Origin of the sequence: Flavobacterium ustbae (genome assembly GCF_003946915.1) — a bacterium.
In the GTDB taxonomy this organism is placed as follows: domain Bacteria; phylum Bacteroidota; class Bacteroidia; order Flavobacteriales; family Flavobacteriaceae; genus Flavobacterium; species Flavobacterium ustbae.
Window position 1 is genome coordinate 16721 of sequence record NZ_RPOC01000010.1, and the last position, 18761, is coordinate 35481.

Sequence of the window (18761 nt, forward strand, 5' to 3'; positions counted from 1 at the left end):
TCTGTACTAATTTTGTTTCATACAAAAACAAGGAAATGGCACGGGCAATTGTACATATGGATTTGGATACCTTTTTTGTATCCTGTGAACGACTCACTAACTCCGAACTCAATGGTATTCCGCTTATTGTAGGTGGTGGAGAACGCGGGGTGGTTGCTTCTTGCTCATATGAAGCACGTACATTTGGAGTTCGTTCTGCAATGCCAATTGCCATGGCAATGAAACTTTGTCCGCAAGCGAAAATTATCAAAGGCGACATGGAATTATATTCGAAAATGTCTCATGATGTTACCGAAATTCTTCAGGAAAAAGCGCCCGTTTTAGAAAAAGCGAGTGTCGATGAATTTTATCTGGATATTACCGGAATGGACCGTTTTCACGGAAGTTATAAATGGACAGATGAATTGGCTCAAAAAGTAATTAAAGAAACCGGGCTTCCTATTAGTTTTTCGTTATCGATTAATAAAACGGTTTCTAAAATTGCTACTGGAGAAGGAAAACCTGTTGGGAATCTTGAAATTCCGGAACATAAAGTGCAGACATTTTTAAATCCGCTTTCGATTCAGAAAATACCAATGGTCGGAACGGTGACTTTTCAGCTTTTGTCCCGAATTGGCGTTCGTAAAATTCAGACTTTGGCCGAAATGCCCGCCGAAGTTTTACAGCAAATGATTGGCAAAAACGGGCTTGATATCTGGAAAAAAGCCAACGGAATCGATCATACACCTGTAGAACCTTATAGCGAACGAAAATCTATTTCGACCGAACATACTTTTTCACAGGATACCATTGATATTGCAAAACTGAAAAGAGTGCTTTTGGGAATGGTTGAAAAACTGGCTTTCCAGCTTCGCTCAGAACAATGGCTGACCTCAACCGTTACAGTAAAAATTCGTTATGCCAATTTTGATACCGAAACCAAACAATGCCGTGTTGCTTACACTTCTGCAGATCATATTTTGACCAAAAATGTAATGGAACTGTTCGAAAAAGTGTATCAGCGCCGAATGCGTCTCCGTTTGATTGGTGTTCGCTTCAGCGGATTGGTTCGCGGCACGTACCAAATCGATCTTTTTGAAGACACTCAGGAAATGCTTTCGCTTTATGAAGCGATGGATAAAATGAAAAGCCGTTACGGTTTTGATGCCGTAATGCGTTGTGCAGGAGCTTCATTCAAACCAAATAATAAAGATGAAATTTTAAAACGCAACAAATAATGTATCTTAATTGTCATTCCTATCATTCTTTGCGTTATGGCACGATTCCGCTAAAAAATTTAGTTGAGAATGCCGTTTCTTATGGCATAAAAGCAATGGCTTTGACAGATATAAACACAGTTACCGGAATTTATGATTTTATAAAATTATGCGGCGAAAAGAATATTAAACCTCTTATCGGAATGGAATTTCGCTGTAATCATCAATTCCGATACATTGGTTTAGCCAAAAATGCCAAAGGTTTAGGCGAAATGAATCGTTTTTTAACCGAACATAATTTCAGCGGCGAACCTTTGCCTTTGCAAGCACCCAAATTTAAATCGGCTTTTGTTATTTATACTTTAGAAAATGCTCCTGAAATTCTTCATGAAAATGAATTTATAGGCGTTCGTCCAGAAGGAGTTACAAGTCTTCTGACTTCAAAACATAAAAATAAAATCTCCAAAATGGTGGTTTTACAGCCTGTAACTTTTTCGATGAAAAAAGAATACAATCTGCATAAAGTCTTGCGTGCTATTGATACCAATATTATTTTATCAAAACTCACAGAAGCGGACTTTTGCAAGACTTCAGATTTTATGGTTCCGACAGAATCTCTTATTCCTTTTTATGAAAATTATCCGGAGATTTTATTCAATACACAAAAGATTATTGACGACTGTAATTTTGAATATGATTTTTCAATTAAAAGAAATAAAAAATTCTTTACCGGAAGCCGTGAAGGAGATATAAAAAGACTAACCGAATTAACACTAGAAGGCTTTGAACACAGATATGGAAAAGAAAATAAAATTGCTGAAGAACGAGTTAAAAAAGAGCTGAAAGTTATTGATGAATTAAAATTTAGCGGTTACTTTTTAATTACCTGGGATATTATTCAATACAGCAATAGTCAGGGATTTATGCATATTGGTCGCGGAAGCGGTGCCAACAGTATTATTGCTTATTGTCTCGGAATCACCGACATCTGCCCTATTGAACTCGATTTATATTTTGAACGTTTTTTAAACCTGAACCGCAAAAGTCCGCCCGATTTTGATATCGACTGGAGCTGGCAAGAACGTGATGTGATTTTGAAATACATTTTTGGAAAATATGGTAAAGATCACGTGGCTTTCTGCGGAACGAATGTGGAATTTAAATACCGCTCTATTTTTAGAGAAGTCGGAAAAGTTTTTGGTCTTCCGAAAGAAGAATTAGATGTTTTAGCTAAAAATCCTGAAAACCTGCATCCGACAAATAAAATTGTAAGACTGGTTCAGGAATACGGGCATATGATGGAAAAATATCCCAACCAGCGCAGTATGCATGCCTGTGGAATTTTGATTTCTGAAGAACCAATTACGAATTATACACCTCTGGAAATGCCTCCAAAAGGATTTCCGATTGTACTTTTTGACATGCACACTGCAGAAGAAATTGGCTTTGACAAATTTGATATTTTAAGTCAGCGCGGAATCGGGCATATTGACGACAGCGTAAAACTAATTCAGAAAAATCGTGGTATAAAAATCGATATTCGTGATACTTCTATTTCAAAAGATGAAAAGATCTGTAATATTCATTTAGCAAAAGGAGATACAATTGGCTGTTTTTATATCGAAAGTCCGGCGATGCGTGGTTTGCTTCGTCGTTTGAATTGTGATAATTATAAAGTTCTCGTGGCGGCTTCGTCTATTATTCGTCCCGGCGTGGCGCAATCGGGAATGATGAAAGAATATATTTTCAGACATAATTATCCAACGAAGTTTGACTATTTTCATGATGTTTTTAGGGAACATCTCGGTGAAACTTACGGCATTATGGTGTATCAGGAAGATGTGATCAAAATCGCTCAGCATTACGGCGGACTTCCCGCTGCAGACGGCGATATTCTGCGCCGTGCCATGTCTGGAAAAGGACGTTCTCTGGAAGCGCTTCAAAAAGTAAAGGACAATTTCTTTGCGAGTTGTGCTCAAAAAGGACATCCATTAGCTTTAAGTCAGGAAATTTATCGTCAGATAGAATCTTTTGCGGGGTATTCTTTTTGTAAAGCACATTCGGCTTCTTATGCGGTAGAAAGCTATCAGAGCTTGTATTTGAAAGTGAATTATCCTGTCGAATTTATGACGGCGGTAATCAACAATCAGGGCGGTTTTTACAGAACGGAGGTTTATGTACACGAAGCGCGTATGTCTGGCGGAACAATTCATAATCCGTGTGTGAATAAAAGTGAATATCAAACGACTTTGTACGGAACTGATATTTATCTCGGTTTTATGCATTTGCAGAGTCTGGAATCTAAAATCGCTTTTTTAATTGAATCTGAAAGAAACGAAAACGGTGATTATAGTTCTTTAGAAGATTTTATCAACCGCATTCCGATTGGAATTGAAGGCATTAAAATCCTGATTTTTATTGGCGCTTTCCGCTTTACAGGAAAAACTAAAAATCAGCTTTTGGTGGTTGCCAGTTTACTTTTAAATAATTACAAACCCGAAAACCGAAATTTAAAACTGCTTCAGGAACCTGCTAAAGAATACACGCTTCCTGTTTTGGAACGTTCTGTTTTTGAAGATGCTTTTGACGAAATTGAATTATTAAGTTTTCCGGTTTCGTGTACTGTTTTTGATATTTTACAGACCAAATACCGAGGTGCTATTATGGCCAAAGATTTAGTAAAACATCATAAAAAACAAGTGAAAATGCTGGCGTATCTAATTTCTAGGAAACACGTTCCAACAAAACGAGGTGCTATGTATTTTGGAACCTGGATTGATCATGAAGGCACCTATTTTGACACGGCACATTTTCCTGATTCGTTAGAAAAAAATCCATTTCAAGGCGGAGGCTGTTATCTTTTGCTGGGAAACGTAGAAGTCGATTATCATTTTCCAACGATTACGATTATCCGAATGGCAAAAATGCCTTTTATTCCGGATCCGCGTTATATGGATACAAAAGATCAGTATAAAACGCAGGGTCAGATTAGAGAAGATGTGAGTATGACAAATAGAAAACCGTATCCGCAGGAACATGAAATTAATATGCCAAGACACAGAATGAAGTTTTGATTTTTTTTTGAGCCACAAAGACGCAAAGTTTTATATAAAGACTTAAAAAAGAAAAGCTTTGCGCCTCTGCGTCTTTGCGAAATTAAAAAATAATGCATCGAATGAGTTGAATTTGCGCGCAAAGTCACAGAGTCGCAAAGTTTTATTCAAAGCCTTAAAAAAGCTTTATAAAAAATTAAATAACAGAAATAGAACATTTTACGTTATATACAAATGAAAAAGCAGGAATATGCCATAGTAGATATTGAGACCACCGGTGGCAATGCCAGTCACAGCCGTATTACCGAAATCGCGATTATTATTCACGACGGAATAACTGTACTCGATCGTTATGAAACGCTTGTGAATCCGGAAAAAGATATTCCGCCTGCGATTTTTGGGTTAACCGGAATTAATAATGAAATGGTTGCTCATGCCCCAATCTTTGATGATATTTCTGAAAAAGTGCTGGAAATGCTCACAGATCGTATTTTCGTAGCGCACAATGTCAATTTCGATTATTCGTTTGTACACCATCAGCTGGCTCAGGCAGGATTTAAGTGGACTGCTAAAAAACTCTGTACGGTTCGTGCTGCCCGAAAAATCAAACCCGGACTGGGTTCTTATAGTTTGGGAAATCTTTGTAATTCCTTAAATATTGGTTTAGAAAACCGACACCGCGCGGGCGGAGATGCCGATGCAACTGCGCAATTATTCTCGCTTTTACGCGAATGGGATGATGAAGGCATTATTGATAAAATGATCAAAAAAACGGCTCCAGATCAGCGTTTACCTCCAAATTTACCGCCGGAAGATTTTAATGCTTTGCCCGAAAAACCGGGAATTTATTATTTCTATAATCAGGCGAAAAAAGTGATCTATGTTGGAAAAGCCGTTAATCTTAAAAAACGCGTTACATCGCATTTTACAGGAAATAACATCAATCCGCAGCGACAGCATTTTCTACGGGATATTTACGGAATTTCTTTTGAAGTTTGTGCTACCGAATTAATGGCGCTTCTGTTAGAATGTACCGAAATCAAAAAACTCTGGCCAACTTATAACAGAGCCTTAAAACGTTTTGAAGCCAAATTTGGAATCTATCAATACGAAGCGAGAAATGGTTATAAATATCTTGCAATTGGCAAAGTGAGTAAATTTCAAATCTGTATCCATGAGTTTAACAGCCTTCATGTTGGGATTAATTTATTGAGAAGTCTTGCCGAACAATTTGAAATTGATCATCGGTTCTGCAAATATTCCAGACCCGAAGAAGGGGAATTTTTCTATACTCCAGAAGTTAAAGAGCTTCCAGATGTTTTATTGCATAACGATCAAGTCGATAATGCAATTGATTTTCTATTGAATAATAGACCGAGTTTTGCCATTATTGACAAAGGAAGAACTTCAGATGAAAGAAGCTGCATATGGATCGAAAACGGCCGTTTTCATGGAATGGGTTATATTCCGAGAGATGTTGCTATCAATGATCCAGAAGATGTAAAAAGTTATGTTACGCTTTATAAAAGCAATCAATATATGGAGCAGTTAATTTTTGCTTACGCCGAAAAATATCCAGGTAAAGTGTTCTTTAACAAACACTTTCTAAAGTAAATAAGAAATTATATAAGATCTAAAATTTGAAAAAGCTGTAAATTTATGTTATAATCATTTTTAACACATAGTCCCGAAGCTTCGGGATAGATTTTATTATTAGTAAAAGAGATTAATGAAAGAAACTCTTTTCTAACACATAGTTATAGCTATGTGTATTTAATTTTTTAAGCTAAAAAAACTATCCCGAAGCTTCGTGACTATGTGTTTAAAATTTAGCACTAAGCAGTTTAAGACAACTAATTAAATCTACTATGAAAATAGCCACTTATAACGTAAACGGAGTCAACGGACGATTGAATGTTTTATTACAATGGCTCGAAGAAGCAAAACCCGATATTGTATGTCTTCAGGAATTAAAAGCGCCACAGGACAAATTTCCAATAAAGGCTATTAACGACGCGGGATATAATGCTATTTGGCATGGGCAAAAACAATGGAACGGCGTTGCAATCTTAGCCCGAAACATGGAAATTGAAGAAATAACACGCATACTTCCGGGCGATAAAGACGATGTACAAAGTCGTTATGTAGAAGCTTTAATTGACGGAATTGTAATTGCTTGTCTGTATCTCCCGAACGGAAATCCTGCTCCGGGACCAAAATTAGAATACAAAATGAAATGGTTTAATCGTCTGGCGCATCGCACTGAAACTTTATTAAAATTAAAAGTTCCCGTGATATTGGTTGGCGATTACAATGTTATGCCAACAGAATTAGATGTTTATAAACCCGAAAAGTGGGTAAAAGACGCTCTTTTTTTACCCGAAGTCAGAAAGGCTTTTGCATCTATTGTTGCTCAGGGATGGACAGATGCGATTCGAACATTGTATCCTAATGAAAAAATATATACGTTTTGGGATTATTTCCGCAATGCTTATCAGAGAGATGCCGGTCTTAGAATTGATCATTTTTTATTAAGTCCGCAAATTGTTAAAATGCTGCGTTCTGGCGGAGTTGACCGACATGTTCGCGGTTGGGAAAAAACAAGTGATCATGCGCCTGTTTGGATTGAAATTGAAAAAAATAAAAAGAATCATGACATTATTTAACGACACCGAATTGTTTACAACAGGTTTGGGAGGAAAAAAAATATTTGACATCCCAGATTCTGAATTGATTTTAATCGATAATTTCTTTACCAAAGAAGAATCTGATATTTTTTATGAAAGAATTCTTCGTAAAACAAAATGGAGAGAACATCAAATGGAAATTTATGATAAAACGTATACTGTTCCGAGAATGATTGCCTGGTACGAAGATAAAGATAATGTTGGCGCAGACCCAAAAGGTCCAGATTGGACTTACGAGTTATTAAAAATAAGAGGCCGCGTTGAAAAAGAAACGCAACTTGATTTTAACACCGTACTTCTAAATTTGTACCGGGATGGAAATGATGGCGTGGGCTGGCACAGCGACAAAGAACACAATACGGGACCCGATCCTATTATTGCTTCGGTTACTTTTGGAGAAACTAGAATGTTTAAACTTCGTCATAAATACAGTAAAGAAATTCCGCAAATCGAAATTCCGCTGCATCATGGATCTTTTTTATTAATGGCTGGAACTACTAATAGTTTTTGGCAGCATCAAGTTCCAAAAACAGCTCGAAATGTTTTGCCAAGGATCAATCTTACCTTTAGGAGAACCAATCGAAATATTTGATTTTTATCGAATTGGGTTTGTTTTTTTAATACTTTTTTTATTTAATAACCGTAAGATATTACTTAATCTAAAAGTTAAAACACACACTGTATGAAGCTTTTATTAGGCAGAACCTATCTTTTTTACTATTTTTGCAACCTTTTTTTAAATACAATACCGTAATGGCTTATTCGAACAATGATTTAGCGCGTTTCTTAGACGCACAGAACAAACTTTATCTTACTGCTCTTTCTGAAATCAGCAAAGGAAAAAAAGAAACACACTGGATGTGGTTTATTTTTCCGCAAATAAAAGGCTTAGGAAAAAGCGATACTGCAAATCTTTATGCCATTAATGACTTAAAAGAAGCTTCTGATTATTTGGAACATCCCATTTTAGGAAAACATTTAATTGAAATTTCAGAATTATTACTAACCTTTAAAATGAAATCGGCTGACGGTATTTTTGGAGATTTAGATGCTCGAAAGTTGCGTTCATGCATGACTTTATTTTCTTTGGTAGAAAATGCAAATCCGATATTTCAGGAAATTCTGGACGCTTTCTTCTCTGGAGAAATCGATCCGCTAACTTTGTCTATTATTAATTCAACTATAAAATCTGTTGATGAACCGGTTGTATTATAGCCGAGTTTACAGCGATTATTTACATGTAAAAGACACTAATTCTAGTGTCTTTTTTTGTTGGTAGATATGCTCTTGAATAAAATCTAAAGAGGAAATTCTTCATTTAAAAAGAATTAGCCTTAACTTGCATACGATCAATCTCAAATCTACCCCAATCATGACCGAAAAAATCAAAACTTTACAAATTATCCATCTTGCCATTTGCGCAGGAACCATTATAGCTTATTACATTGTAGGAGATCTTTCTTTAGAAACATTAAATATTCCTACTATAAATTCGACTTCAATTATATATCTTGCCATTCCTGTTTTGGCCTTTGTTTTGAGCAGTATATTGTTTAAAGCACAATTAAAACAAATTGACCCGAAATTAAAACTTGAAGATAAACTACCTGTTTACCAAGCAGCTTCTATTATGCGTTGGGCAGTTTTAGAAGGTGCCACTTTTCTGATCTTATTTGTAACGCCTGAATTTATACTATTCGGAATATTTATTCTCGTTTATCTTGTTTTTCTAAGACCGACAGAAGAAAGAATTATTAATGATTTATCTGATCGTTAAAATAAAATGCAACAAATAAAAAAAGCATCTTGAAAGAACAAGATGCTTTTTTTATGAAATCGTTTTAAGATAAAAATATTATTCGCTTGGTTTTGTTAAATAGTAAACTGGAATTCCGGTTAACATAATTAATACTCCCCATCCGCAAGTTGAAAATTTTGTAATTAATAACGAAATACAAATTGCTGATGCTACAATGATATATACCATTGGTAAAAATGGATAACCAAATGCTTTATAAGGTCTTTCTGCATCTGGCATCTTTTTTCTTAGAATAAAAATTCCGTAAATGGTCAAGATATAAAAAATCAGAACGATTATAATTACAAAGTCTAGCAAATCGCCATACTTTCCTGTCAGACACAAAGCCGAAGCCCATATACATTGTGCCCAAAGTGCCCATGCAGGCACACTGGAACTATTTAAAACTGCCGCTTTTTTGAAAAACAAACCATCTTTTGCCATTGTATAATATACTCTTGCACCCGCCATAATTAATCCGTTGTTGCAGGCAAAAGTCGAAATCATAATCATTATTGCTATAATCAAAGCTCCGATATTTCCAAAAATATAATCTGAAGCAACAACTGCAACACGATCAAACTTTGCTGTTGCCATTTCGTCAAACGGAATTACTGCCAAATACATCAGATTGGTCAGCACATAAATAGAGGTTACAATAAAAGTTCCTAGAAACAAACTAAGACCTACATTTCGTTTCGGGTTTTTAATTTCTCCCGCTATAAAAGTTACGCCATTCCAGGCATCACTAGAAAATAATGATCCAACCATTGCTGCAGAAATTCCAGAAATTAAAGCCGTTCCGCTAATTGGTAGCCATGAACCGCTGTCTTTGTCAAATGTTCTTGTGCTCCATCCGTCTGCCCAGTTTGCATCCCAAACAGAAGCTTTCGCGGCAAGCGTTAATCCAAAAATGACTAATCCGAGCAGTGATAGAATTTTGATTATAGTTAAAACTGTTTGCAGAATTTTTCCATTTTTAACACCACGGCTGTTGATAAAAGTCAGTATGATAATGGTAAGAATCGAAACCAGCTGTGCAGCATTCAGTTTAAAAGCACCTAATTCGTATAGGATATTCTCATCACTTAGAGGTTCATACAAATAAGCAGCAAATTTAGAAAAAGCCACTCCTACTGCTGCAATAGTTCCAGTCTGAATAACAGCAAAAAAACTCCAGCCGTACAAAAAAGCAATCAGTTTGTTGTAGGCCTCTTTTAGGTAAACGTATTGTCCTCCAGCTTTAGGAAACATTGCACTCAATTCGCCGTAACTAACAGCTGCGACAACAGTTATAAAACCGGACAAAAGCCAGATTAATGTAAGCCATCCTGCCGACCCAACTTGTCGGGCGATATCGGCACTTACAATAAATATCCCGGATCCTATCATAGAGCCTACCACAAGCATGGTTCCGTCTAAAAGGCCGAGTTCTCTTTTAAAATTTTCTTGGTCGTTTTCTTGCATTTTTATTGGTTTAGGTTGGCTAAAGGTATACTTTTTTCTGAAATTTTAATCTTTACTGATAATTTAAAAATAAAAAACATAACTAAAATTAATGCTTTACGGCTTCACGTAATGTTGTAATATTTATTTTACATAAATTTGAATTAAAACAGTAATATATATTTGATAAAAATTCAATTATTATCAATAGAAATTTAACCTAACGTTTCAGTAGTAATTGCGGGTACTTTGATATAACCGCAAATAATTCGATTGAGCGGATTGCAAAATCTAAAGTTAAAATCTAAAAGGCGGAACAAATTAACCCAAATCTAGTACCTAAAGTTTTCGTCTATAAAGGCAGTTATGCTAAAAAAGGGAAGTAAAAAAACATGAAAAATTTTAAAGCTTATTTCAGTATTTTTCTCATTTCATTAGTATCGAGTACAGTTTTTTTCGCTTGCTCAAACGATGATAACCAGCAACAACAGATTATAAGTTCTTCAAAAAAAGAATCTATAAATAAAACAACTAACAAATCAGCCTTAGTTCAAACGGTATGTAACGTAAACGGTCCAACGCTTGTCAATACAAATACTCCTATCACTTACACTTACACAAATGATAGTGGAACACCTGCCAATATTACTTGGGTAGCAAATCCTGCAAACCTCATAACAATTAATGGAAGCGGATCCACTATTACTGCCACATTCGCACCAAATTTTGTAAGTGGCTCAATAACTGCCACAGGTTATAACGGAACTGCATTAATTTGCGCATCAAAACTAAATATAACTAAGCAAGTTCCAACATGTTGCACTCCAGTGTTGTCTGCTTCATACATTTGTAGAGGTAGTGGATCAGGAAGCGCTGGAGGAGCAGTAGACATATCTATCCCAACGGGATGCAATATTGATTGGTCTTCAATTTCTAAAATTGACGTTAGTCTTTCTAGTGGAACAAGATTTACAGCAACTTATCCTAGCAGCTTATACAATCAGAGTCAAGGAACTTTGACAGCTCCATATAATATTAATAGTAACAAAATTCGTCTACCTTTCATTAATCCAGAATGCGCTCCAGATGTCGCATGTACTGCAACATTTTATTTCAATAATGGCTGCCCAACAGTTACAGCAACTGTAGTTACATTGGGACCACTTGAAACATCTGAATAATTTTAACTATGTATAAAAAACTGCAAAAATATTTTTGCAGTTTTTTTATACATTACAAAAGTTTTATTTTTTTGCCTTTAATACTATAAGTTCTAAAAAACAGGTGGAAATATATCAAATCTAAACATCTTCACTTTTACAAGATTTACAGGAAAATAAAATGGAAATTATCTTTAATCCTAAAAACACATGAAAAAAATTACTTTTTTGCTCTTATTCTTTTTTGCTTCATTGGGCATCTTTGCTCAAGATAACAACGGTGATTGGAAAGGTTTACTCAAAGTTCCAGGCGCCGAACTAAACCTTGTTTTACATATCACAAAAACTGAAAACGGTTTAAGTGCAACACTTGATAGCGTTGACCAAAAAGCGTTTGGGATTCCTGTAACTGCAATAAGCTTTGAAAACTCCACTCTCAAATTTACGATCACAAATCTACAAATAGAATATCAAGGCGTTCTTCAAAAAGATCAAACCATTACAGGAACTTTCAAACAAATGGGACAATCCTTGCCATTAGTTTTGAAGCGCTAGAAATTTTGTTTATTTTTAAATAAAAACAATATCATGACTTGGGATCCGAAAAAATATAACGAATTTAAAACAGAACGTTCTAAACCTTTCGATGATCTTATAAGTCATATTGTTGACAAACCCAATCTAAAAGTTATAGATCTCGGATGCGGAACTGGAGAACTTACTCAAAAATTATCTCAAAAACTTACAAATCCGTTTGTTATTGGCATTGATAATTCTGCTGAAATGCTGGCAAAAGCTCCCACACAAAACAATCTTGAATTTAAAGAAAAAACTATATTAGAACAGATTGATGAAGAAACTAAGTGGGATTTAATTTTCTCTAATGCTGCATTGCAATGGATTGACAATCATGAGGAACTTTTTCCGAAAATTATCTCGCGTATAAATCCAGGCGGACAACTGGCAGTTCAGATGCCGCAGCAAAACGAAAATATCCTTAACAAAATACTCTTCCAATTAGTTCAAGAAGAACCTTTTGCATCTTATCTAAAAAATTGGACACGACCTTCTCCAGTATTAACTTTAGATGAATATGCTAAAATTCTTTTCGAAAATGGCGGTAAAGATTTGACTATCTATGAGAAAGTTTATCCTTTAATTTCTAATAAAAAGCATGACTTTTTTGATTTCATTTCTGGATCAGCTTTAACGGTTTACCAAGAAAGGTTGAAAGAAGAAGAATTTGGAGCATTAACAGTCGAATTTAAGAAAAGAATAGATGCCTATTTTCCTGTCGTTCCCTCTATTTATGCATTTAGAAGGCTGATTATTTATGCTCAATTTTAAACAAACTACTCATAAATAAAGTATTCAATTACAGAATAATAAGGCTTACTGTTTATATTTTAGTTTATATTTTAGTTTATATTTTAGTTCCTATTTTTTACTCCTTTTTTCACTTCAAATTCAAATTCAAAACATACTTTTAAAGTTTCCAGACAACTAAATCTCTTTTTAAAAATCATAAAAAAAGACCTAACAACAACTTAAACAAAACACACTTAAATAAATATATTTTTGCTTAAAATATATTTATTCTACTAAATTCATAAGATAAATTTTACTATATTTGAAATAATCATTTTAAAAGCACTAAGTAAAGCAATACACATTAACAAGTGTTTAAAGTTTAGCTAAATTAATTTACCCCAACATTTTATTCAAACTTTAGTAAAAACACATAACAGGCACTTTATTATTAACCTACTAATTTTAAGATTATGTCTAAATTGCGGGCTTTAAAAAACTTTCGTTTCCCTAATGTTTTCATTCTTATCTTAATCGTTTTCATTTCGTGTGCATTATTAATCTGTATCAATTTTTTTACTATTAAAATTTTATCTGCCAACAGAGCTTACGCAAATGGCGAATCCCATTATTCTAAAGGACAGAAAGATGCTTCGAGACATTTAATTACTTATTTGTTTACCAAAAACCCTTTACAATGGAAATTGTTTCTTGAAGAGCTAAAAGTTCCACAAGGAGATGGCATTGCAAGAGCTACTCTTTTAAAGGCTGGAGATAATGAAGTTGCTAGAAAGGGATTTCTTATTGGCAGAAATAACGAAGATGACCTAGACGATCTTATCTGGCTTTTTGAAAATTTCAAAAATGTAAGTTTTTTATCTAAAGCTATAGACGAATGGGGACAAGGAGATAAACTTATTTTTGATTTGTTTATTATTGGTCAGCAGATCAATGCAAAAATCGAACATAATATATTAACAGCAGCAGACCAGAAAAAACACTTAAAGCAAATCAGTTCAATAAGCGACCGATTAACGATTAATCAGCGTAATTTTTCAAATACATTAGGAGACGGAACCCGTAAAATAAAAGATTTGCTAATTATAACAAACATCTTTTTTATTCTGATCATCATCTTAAGCGTTTGTCTTTATTATTCGATAATGGTAAAAAGACTGTTGCTTTCGAAGAAAGAGACTGAGGTGAAAAATGAAAATCTTATTTTGGTAAATCGCGAATTGGATCGTTTTGTGTACAGTGCTTCACACGATTTGAGGTCGCCAATTACTTCTCTAAAGGGCCTCATCGAAATAACAACATTGGAAGATGATGTACAGCAAGTTCGAAATTATTTACAAATGATGCACCACAGTCTAGAAAGACAAGACCAATTTATTAGCGATATTATTGACTATTCTAAAAACAAAAGAAAGGAAATAATCATAGAGCCTGTTAGCCTTAAAGAACTGTGTAATGAAGCCATTCTACAATTAATGCATATTGAAAATGCAGACAGAATTAAATTTACACAAGAACTTTTGATAGATCAAATTGAAAGCGATGGATTACGTTTAAAAATCATAATTAATAATTTGCTTTCTAATGCTATTAAATATGCAGATTGCAATAAGCAGGAAATGTTTATTACGATTAAAACGTATTTGAGCGAAGGTCTCAATAAAATTGAAGTAACTGACAATGGAATAGGAATTCATGATGATCATAAAGCCAATATTTTTGATATGTATTTTGGAACAAACAAAAACAAAGGCTCTGGATTAGGCTTATACATCGTAAAAGAAGCTGTTGAAAATATTAAAGGAGATATTTCTGTTTTTTCTGAAAACTGTGTTGGAAGTAAATTTATAGTAACAATACCAAAATCATATGCCGTATAGATCTCAATTTATAATTATAGAAGACAATCTGATCGATCAATTTGTAACTAAAAAGCTTCTTAAAAAAGGGCTTGACATTAATCCTATTTACATCGCTAACAATGGAAAAGAGGGAATGAACTGGCTTTTAAAGAATCAAAACCAAAATCCGCTGATTATTCTTTTAGACATTCAAATGCCAATTATGAATGGGTTTGAATTCTTAGAAGAGTTTGACAAGCTGCCAGAAAATATAAAAGAAAATATAGAGATTTTTGTGCTATCTTCGACTCTAGACATAGACGAAATTAAGAAAGTCAAAGAGAATAAGTATGTATCAGAGTTTTGGAGTAAACCTTTTAGGTTAGAAATACTGCAAAATGCTTTTCTTCACGCTTAGTTCAAGATACGATTTACTTGAGAAAAAGCTCTTGTGTAGTACGGTTCTTTTGTAGAAGAAATAATTACTCCGCCGTGTGTTGATGAATGCACAAATTTAATTTCACCTTCTGCTACTTCTACAATCATTCCAACATGATTGATATGGCGTCTTCCATTAGTTCTAAAGAAAATCAAATCTCCTTTCTGAGCTTCATCGGCACTCACTTTTGTACCAACACGGGATTGTTCGATCGAACTTCTGGGCAATTTAATATCAAAATTATTAAAAGTACAAATCATTAGACCCGAACAATCAAAACCAGCTTTGGTTGTTCCACCCGATCGGTATCTTGTTCCAATATTTTCAGTGGCATTTGCAATAAGCTGATCTATTAACTCCGAATTAGTTCCCATTCGGACCAAAGTGGAATCTCTTTTTATTTCTGAAACCGCTTCAACTGTTGCATTTACAGGTGAAGAAGAAGAGGCAATTGCATTTTCATTATTAGATCCTTGAAGAGCTTTTGAAGCTTGAATAGCATCTGCTTTTTCTTTAGGAATTCTAATTTTCAGAAGATAACCAACTGGTACTTTTCCTTTTATTGATGGATTTTGGCGTTCCAGTTCTGCAACTGTAATTCCATATTCTTTAGAAATACCGTATTTTGTTTCTTTGGCTTTGACTTCTCTAAAAAGTTCTACATCTGTCGATACTACCTCTACAGAAGTTTCTGGTTGTTTTTCTTTAATAACAGCTTCGTCAGTAGGAATAACAATTTGTTGTCCAATTTTTAATCCTTCTGTTTCTAAAAGCGGATTGGCTTTTTTTAAGTCATTAACAGAGACATTATATTTTTTAGAAATTCCCCAAAGTGTTTCTTTAGATGCCACTTCATGAATTCCAGAAGTATTTGAAGGGGTGTTATTTACTGCAACTTCAGCATTTTTATTCTTTGACTTTACAGTATTTTTATTTGGAATTAAGAGCGTTGAATTTAGTTTCAATATTTTAGGAGCGTTCGGATTCGCATCTGCTATATCTTTAACTTTAACTCCATATTTTTTAGCAATAACAGAAAGGTTTTCTCCTTGCGAAATTTTGTGCTTAATATAATTATCTTGTGCAAAAACTCCAACACTGAAAAAAAACATTACTATTATTAACCTGTAAACCATATTTACTCTTTAAAGTTATTAAATTCTCTCTTTTTAAGCTCAGTTACATAATTAAACTTAAAAATTACAAATATATTACCTCAAAGGCGAATTTAATTCTTAAAACAGTAAAAACCATAATTTTTAACAATTATTTTACCTCAAATTAACAGCATCGGCATAGAAATTGAGCCAACATTTTGAAATACAATTTTTTATAGAAAGGTATTTTATTTGACCTTAATCTCAATTTTACACTTTATTACAGGGCAAAAAAGTACTTTTCACCACCTCATACTTTCCTTTTCATCAACAACAAAAACAATCAAAAACTTCAAAAAAAGAAAATAAAAACTTTTCACTATAATAACTTTCAATAAAAAAGCCCTGTAAATACAGAGCTTTTTTCATAAATATTTACTGAAACATTAAGCTTTTCCAGCAGCAATTAAGTTTAATGCAGAACCAGCAACAAACCATCCAATTTGCCCTTCATTGTACGTATGGTTGGCCAATATAATATCTTTTGAACCATCTGCGTGAACAAATTCTAATGTTAAAGGCTTACCTGGAGCAAATTCTGTTAAATCTAAGAAGTTAATTGTATCATCTTCTTGAATTCTATCATAATCTGTTTCGTTTGCAAATGTCAATCCCAAAAGACCTTGTTTTTTAAGGTTGGTTTCGTGGATACGTGCAAAAGATTTCACTAACACCGCTTTCACTCCTAAGAAACGAGGCTCCATGGCAGCATGCTCACGAGAAGAACCTTCTCCGTAGTTATGATCTCCAACTACAATAGATGGCACTCCAGCTGCTTTGTATGCACGAGCCACCGCAGGAACAGCGTCATAATCTCCAGTTAATTGGTTTTTAACTGAATTAGTTTTTTGATTGTAAGCATTAACAGCACCAATCAGCATATTGTTTGAAATATTATCTAAATGTCCGCGGAAACGCAACCAAGGTCCAGCCATAGAAATATGATCTGTAGTACATTTTCCAAATGCTTTAATTAATAATTTAGCTCCTGTAATATTTTTACCATCCCAAGCATTAAAAGGAGCCAATAATTGCAAACGTTCTGAAGTTGGATCCACCACAACCTGAACATTTGAACCATCTTCTGCCGGAGCTTGAAAACCTGGATCTTCAGCGTAGAAGCCTTTTTCAGGAAGCTCGTCACCCGTTGGCTCATCCAACATTACTTCTTCCCCATCTTCGTTGATTAATTTATCTGTTAAAGGATTAAAACCTAAATCACCTGCAATTGCAAGCGCCGTTACTAATTCTGGAGAACCAACAAACGCTAAAGTGTTTGGATTACCGTCTGCACGTTTTGAGAAGTTTCGGTTAAAAGAGTGTACAATCGTGTTTCTTTCTTCTTTTTCTGCTCCTTCTCTATCCCACATACCAATACACGGTCCACAGGCATTTGCAAATACAGTAGCATTGATTTTATTGAACGTATCGATAAAGCCGTCTCTTTCTATTGTAGAACGCACTACTTCAGAACCTGGAGTAATAGTAAACTTTGCTTTTGTTTTTAGATTTTTAGCCGCTACTTGTCTTGCCAATGAAGCTGCACGCGAAATATCTTCGTAAGAAGAGTTTGTACAAGAACCAATTAAACCAACCTGAATTTGTAGTGGCCAATTGTTTTTAACCGCTTCTTCTTTCATTTTAGAAATTGGAGTAGCTAAATCTGGTGTAAAAGGACCATTCAAGTGTGGCTCTAATTCAGACAGATTAATTTCTATAACTTGATCAAAATATTCGTGCGGATTTGCGTATACTTCTGCATCTCCAGTTAAATAAGGAGCAATTTTATCCGCAGCATCAGCCACGTCAGCTCTGTTTGTAGAACGAAGGTAACGACTCATTGAGTCATCATAACCAAAAGTCGAAGTTGTCGCTCCAATTTCGGCACCCATGTTACAAATAGTTCCTTTACCAGTACAAGACATTGCTGTTGCACCTTCTCCAAAATATTCTACAATTGCACCAGTACCACCTTTTACAGTTAAGATACCAGCAACTTTAAGTATAACATCTTTAGGAGCTGTCCATCCAGATAATTTTCCGGTTAATTTAACTCCGATAAGTTTAGGAAATTTAAGCTCCCAAGCCATTCCAGACATAACATCTACAGCATCTGCTCCACCGACACCAATCGCAACCATTCCTAGACCGCCTGCATTTACAGTATGAGAATCTGTACCAATCATCATTCCGCCAGGGAAAGCATAATTTTCAAGTACAACTTGGTGAATAATTCCTGCTCCTGGCTTCCAGAAACCGATTCCGTATTTATTAGAAACAGAAGATAAGAAGTCGAAAACTTCATTACTTTGTGTTTTTGCTCGAGCCAAATCGGTTACAGCATCTACTTTTGCTTGAATCAAGTGATCGCAGTGAACCGTTGTAGGAACTGCTACTTTAGATTTTCCAGCGTGCATAAACTGTAATAATGCCATTTGTGCGGTTGCGTCTTGACAAGCTACGCGGTCTGGCGCAAAATCAACATAATCAACCCCTCTTCCAAACGCCTTTGTTGGATTTCCATCCCAAAGGTGATTGTATAAAATTTTCTCTGTTAAAGTAAGCGGACGACCTACAATCTCACGCGCTTTATCAACTCGCGCTGGCATGTTTTCGTACACTTTCTTAATCATTTCGATATCAAAAGCCATAGATTTT

The 18761-nt window shown here is 34.7% G+C and carries 15 protein-coding genes; 12 read left to right on the plus strand and 3 right to left on the minus strand.

Translation table 11 applies throughout. The features are described from left to right. Window positions 1-35 precede the first annotated feature (35 nt). From dinB to EG814_RS13545, 7 genes are all read left to right on the plus strand, one after another. Window positions 36-1217 (plus strand): DNA polymerase IV, encoded by a 1182-nt coding sequence (gene dinB, locus EG814_RS13515; protein ID WP_125722442.1) that lies wholly within the window; start codon window positions 36-38, stop codon window positions 1215-1217. After that, the gene (locus EG814_RS13520; protein WP_125722443.1) at window positions 1217-4270 is read left to right on the plus strand and encodes a DNA polymerase III subunit alpha; all 3054 of its coding nucleotides are present in this window, start codon (window positions 1217-1219) and stop codon (window positions 4268-4270) included. Before dinB ends, EG814_RS13520 begins: the two co-directional genes overlap by 1 nt. A 213-nt stretch (window positions 4271-4483) precedes the next feature. Continuing rightward, window positions 4484-5863 carry an exonuclease domain-containing protein gene (locus EG814_RS13525; protein WP_125722444.1) on the plus strand — a complete coding sequence of 460 codons (1380 nt, stop codon included), beginning with the start codon at window positions 4484-4486 and terminating at the stop codon, window positions 5861-5863. A 254-nt stretch (window positions 5864-6117) separates the two neighbouring features. After that, entirely contained in the window at window positions 6118-6915 is a 798-nt protein-coding gene (gene xth / locus EG814_RS13530; RefSeq protein WP_125722445.1) for an exodeoxyribonuclease III, read from the plus strand. After that, window positions 6902-7528, plus strand: a complete 627-nt coding sequence (locus EG814_RS13535) for an alpha-ketoglutarate-dependent dioxygenase AlkB family protein (RefSeq protein WP_125722446.1) — start codon at window positions 6902-6904, stop codon at window positions 7526-7528. Before xth ends, EG814_RS13535 begins: the two co-directional genes overlap by 14 nt. Before the next feature lie 161 nt (window positions 7529-7689). Beyond that, on the plus strand, window positions 7690-8151 hold the full coding sequence (locus EG814_RS13540; protein ID WP_125722447.1) for a DUF1810 domain-containing protein: 462 nt from the start codon (window positions 7690-7692) through the stop codon (window positions 8149-8151). Window positions 8152-8308: 157 nt separating this feature from the next. Continuing rightward, window positions 8309-8713 (plus strand): MFS transporter, encoded by a 405-nt coding sequence (locus EG814_RS13545; protein ID WP_125722448.1) that lies wholly within the window; start codon window positions 8309-8311, stop codon window positions 8711-8713. A 78-nt stretch (window positions 8714-8791) separates the two neighbouring features. Here EG814_RS13545 and EG814_RS13550 read toward each other — a convergent pair whose 3' ends face one another. Continuing rightward, the gene (locus EG814_RS13550) at window positions 8792-10201 is read right to left on the minus strand and encodes an APC family permease (protein WP_125722449.1); all 1410 of its coding nucleotides are present in this window, start codon (window positions 10199-10201) and stop codon (window positions 8792-8794) included. Between the two features lie 371 nt (window positions 10202-10572). Here EG814_RS13550 and EG814_RS13555 point away from each other — a divergent pair, with 371 nt between their 5' ends. From EG814_RS13555 to EG814_RS13575, 5 genes are all read left to right on the plus strand, one after another. Beyond that, window positions 10573-11361: a hypothetical protein gene (locus EG814_RS13555; protein WP_125722450.1), complete on the plus strand. Its 789-nt coding sequence runs from the start codon at window positions 10573-10575 to the stop codon at window positions 11359-11361. 189 nt (window positions 11362-11550) lie between these two features. Next, window positions 11551-11895 (plus strand): hypothetical protein, encoded by a 345-nt coding sequence (locus tag EG814_RS13560; protein WP_125722451.1) that lies wholly within the window; start codon window positions 11551-11553, stop codon window positions 11893-11895. Between the two features lie 33 nt (window positions 11896-11928). Then, window positions 11929-12687 carry a methyltransferase domain-containing protein gene (locus EG814_RS13565; protein WP_125722452.1) on the plus strand — a complete coding sequence of 253 codons (759 nt, stop codon included), beginning with the start codon at window positions 11929-11931 and terminating at the stop codon, window positions 12685-12687. Window positions 12688-13121: 434 nt separating this feature from the next. After that, window positions 13122-14546, plus strand: coding sequence for a sensor histidine kinase (locus tag EG814_RS13570; RefSeq protein ID WP_125722453.1), 1425 nt, complete (start codon window positions 13122-13124; stop codon window positions 14544-14546). After that, complete coding sequence (locus EG814_RS13575; RefSeq protein WP_125722454.1) at window positions 14536-14925, plus strand: response regulator; 390 nt, start codon at window positions 14536-14538, stop codon at window positions 14923-14925. The genes EG814_RS13570 and EG814_RS13575 overlap by 11 nt, the downstream gene beginning before the upstream one ends. Here EG814_RS13575 and EG814_RS13580 read toward each other — a convergent pair. Together EG814_RS13580 and EG814_RS13585 are read right to left on the minus strand one after the other, a co-directional pair. Beyond that, window positions 14922-16058: a C40 family peptidase gene (locus EG814_RS13580; RefSeq protein ID WP_235830976.1), complete on the minus strand. Its 1137-nt coding sequence runs from the start codon at window positions 16056-16058 to the stop codon at window positions 14922-14924. The two genes, EG814_RS13575 and EG814_RS13580, sit on opposite strands and share 4 nt — an antisense overlap. Window positions 16059-16489: 431 nt before the next feature. Continuing rightward, complete coding sequence (locus tag EG814_RS13585; protein ID WP_125722456.1) at window positions 16490-18754, minus strand: aconitate hydratase; 2265 nt, start codon at window positions 18752-18754, stop codon at window positions 16490-16492. Window positions 18755-18761: the final 7 nt, after the last annotated feature.

Coding starts and splice junctions, on each gene's coding strand:
- EG814_RS13580 (WP_235830976.1), bottom strand. CDS start 16,058: ATGTTTTTTTTCAGTGTTGGAGTTTTTGCACAAGATAATTATATTAAG.
- EG814_RS13570 (WP_125722453.1), top strand. CDS start 13,122: ATGTCTAAATTGCGGGCTTTAAAAAACTTTCGTTTCCCTAATGTTTTC.
- EG814_RS13540 (WP_125722447.1), top strand. CDS start 7,690: ATGGCTTATTCGAACAATGATTTAGCGCGTTTCTTAGACGCACAGAAC.
- EG814_RS13535 (WP_125722446.1), top strand. CDS start 6,902: ATGACATTATTTAACGACACCGAATTGTTTACAACAGGTTTGGGAGGA.
- EG814_RS13560 (WP_125722451.1), top strand. CDS start 11,551: ATGAAAAAAATTACTTTTTTGCTCTTATTCTTTTTTGCTTCATTGGGC.
- EG814_RS13585 (WP_125722456.1), bottom strand. CDS start 18,754: ATGGCTTTTGATATCGAAATGATTAAGAAAGTGTACGAAAACATGCCA.
- dinB (WP_125722442.1), top strand. CDS start 36: ATGGCACGGGCAATTGTACATATGGATTTGGATACCTTTTTTGTATCC.
- EG814_RS13520 (WP_125722443.1), top strand. CDS start 1,217: ATGTATCTTAATTGTCATTCCTATCATTCTTTGCGTTATGGCACGATT.
- EG814_RS13575 (WP_125722454.1), top strand. CDS start 14,536: ATGCCGTATAGATCTCAATTTATAATTATAGAAGACAATCTGATCGAT.
- EG814_RS13525 (WP_125722444.1), top strand. CDS start 4,484: ATGAAAAAGCAGGAATATGCCATAGTAGATATTGAGACCACCGGTGGC.
- EG814_RS13555 (WP_125722450.1), top strand. CDS start 10,573: ATGAAAAATTTTAAAGCTTATTTCAGTATTTTTCTCATTTCATTAGTA.
- EG814_RS13565 (WP_125722452.1), top strand. CDS start 11,929: ATGACTTGGGATCCGAAAAAATATAACGAATTTAAAACAGAACGTTCT.
- EG814_RS13550 (WP_125722449.1), bottom strand. CDS start 10,201: ATGCAAGAAAACGACCAAGAAAATTTTAAAAGAGAACTCGGCCTTTTA.
- xth (WP_125722445.1), top strand. CDS start 6,118: ATGAAAATAGCCACTTATAACGTAAACGGAGTCAACGGACGATTGAAT.
- EG814_RS13545 (WP_125722448.1), top strand. CDS start 8,309: ATGACCGAAAAAATCAAAACTTTACAAATTATCCATCTTGCCATTTGC.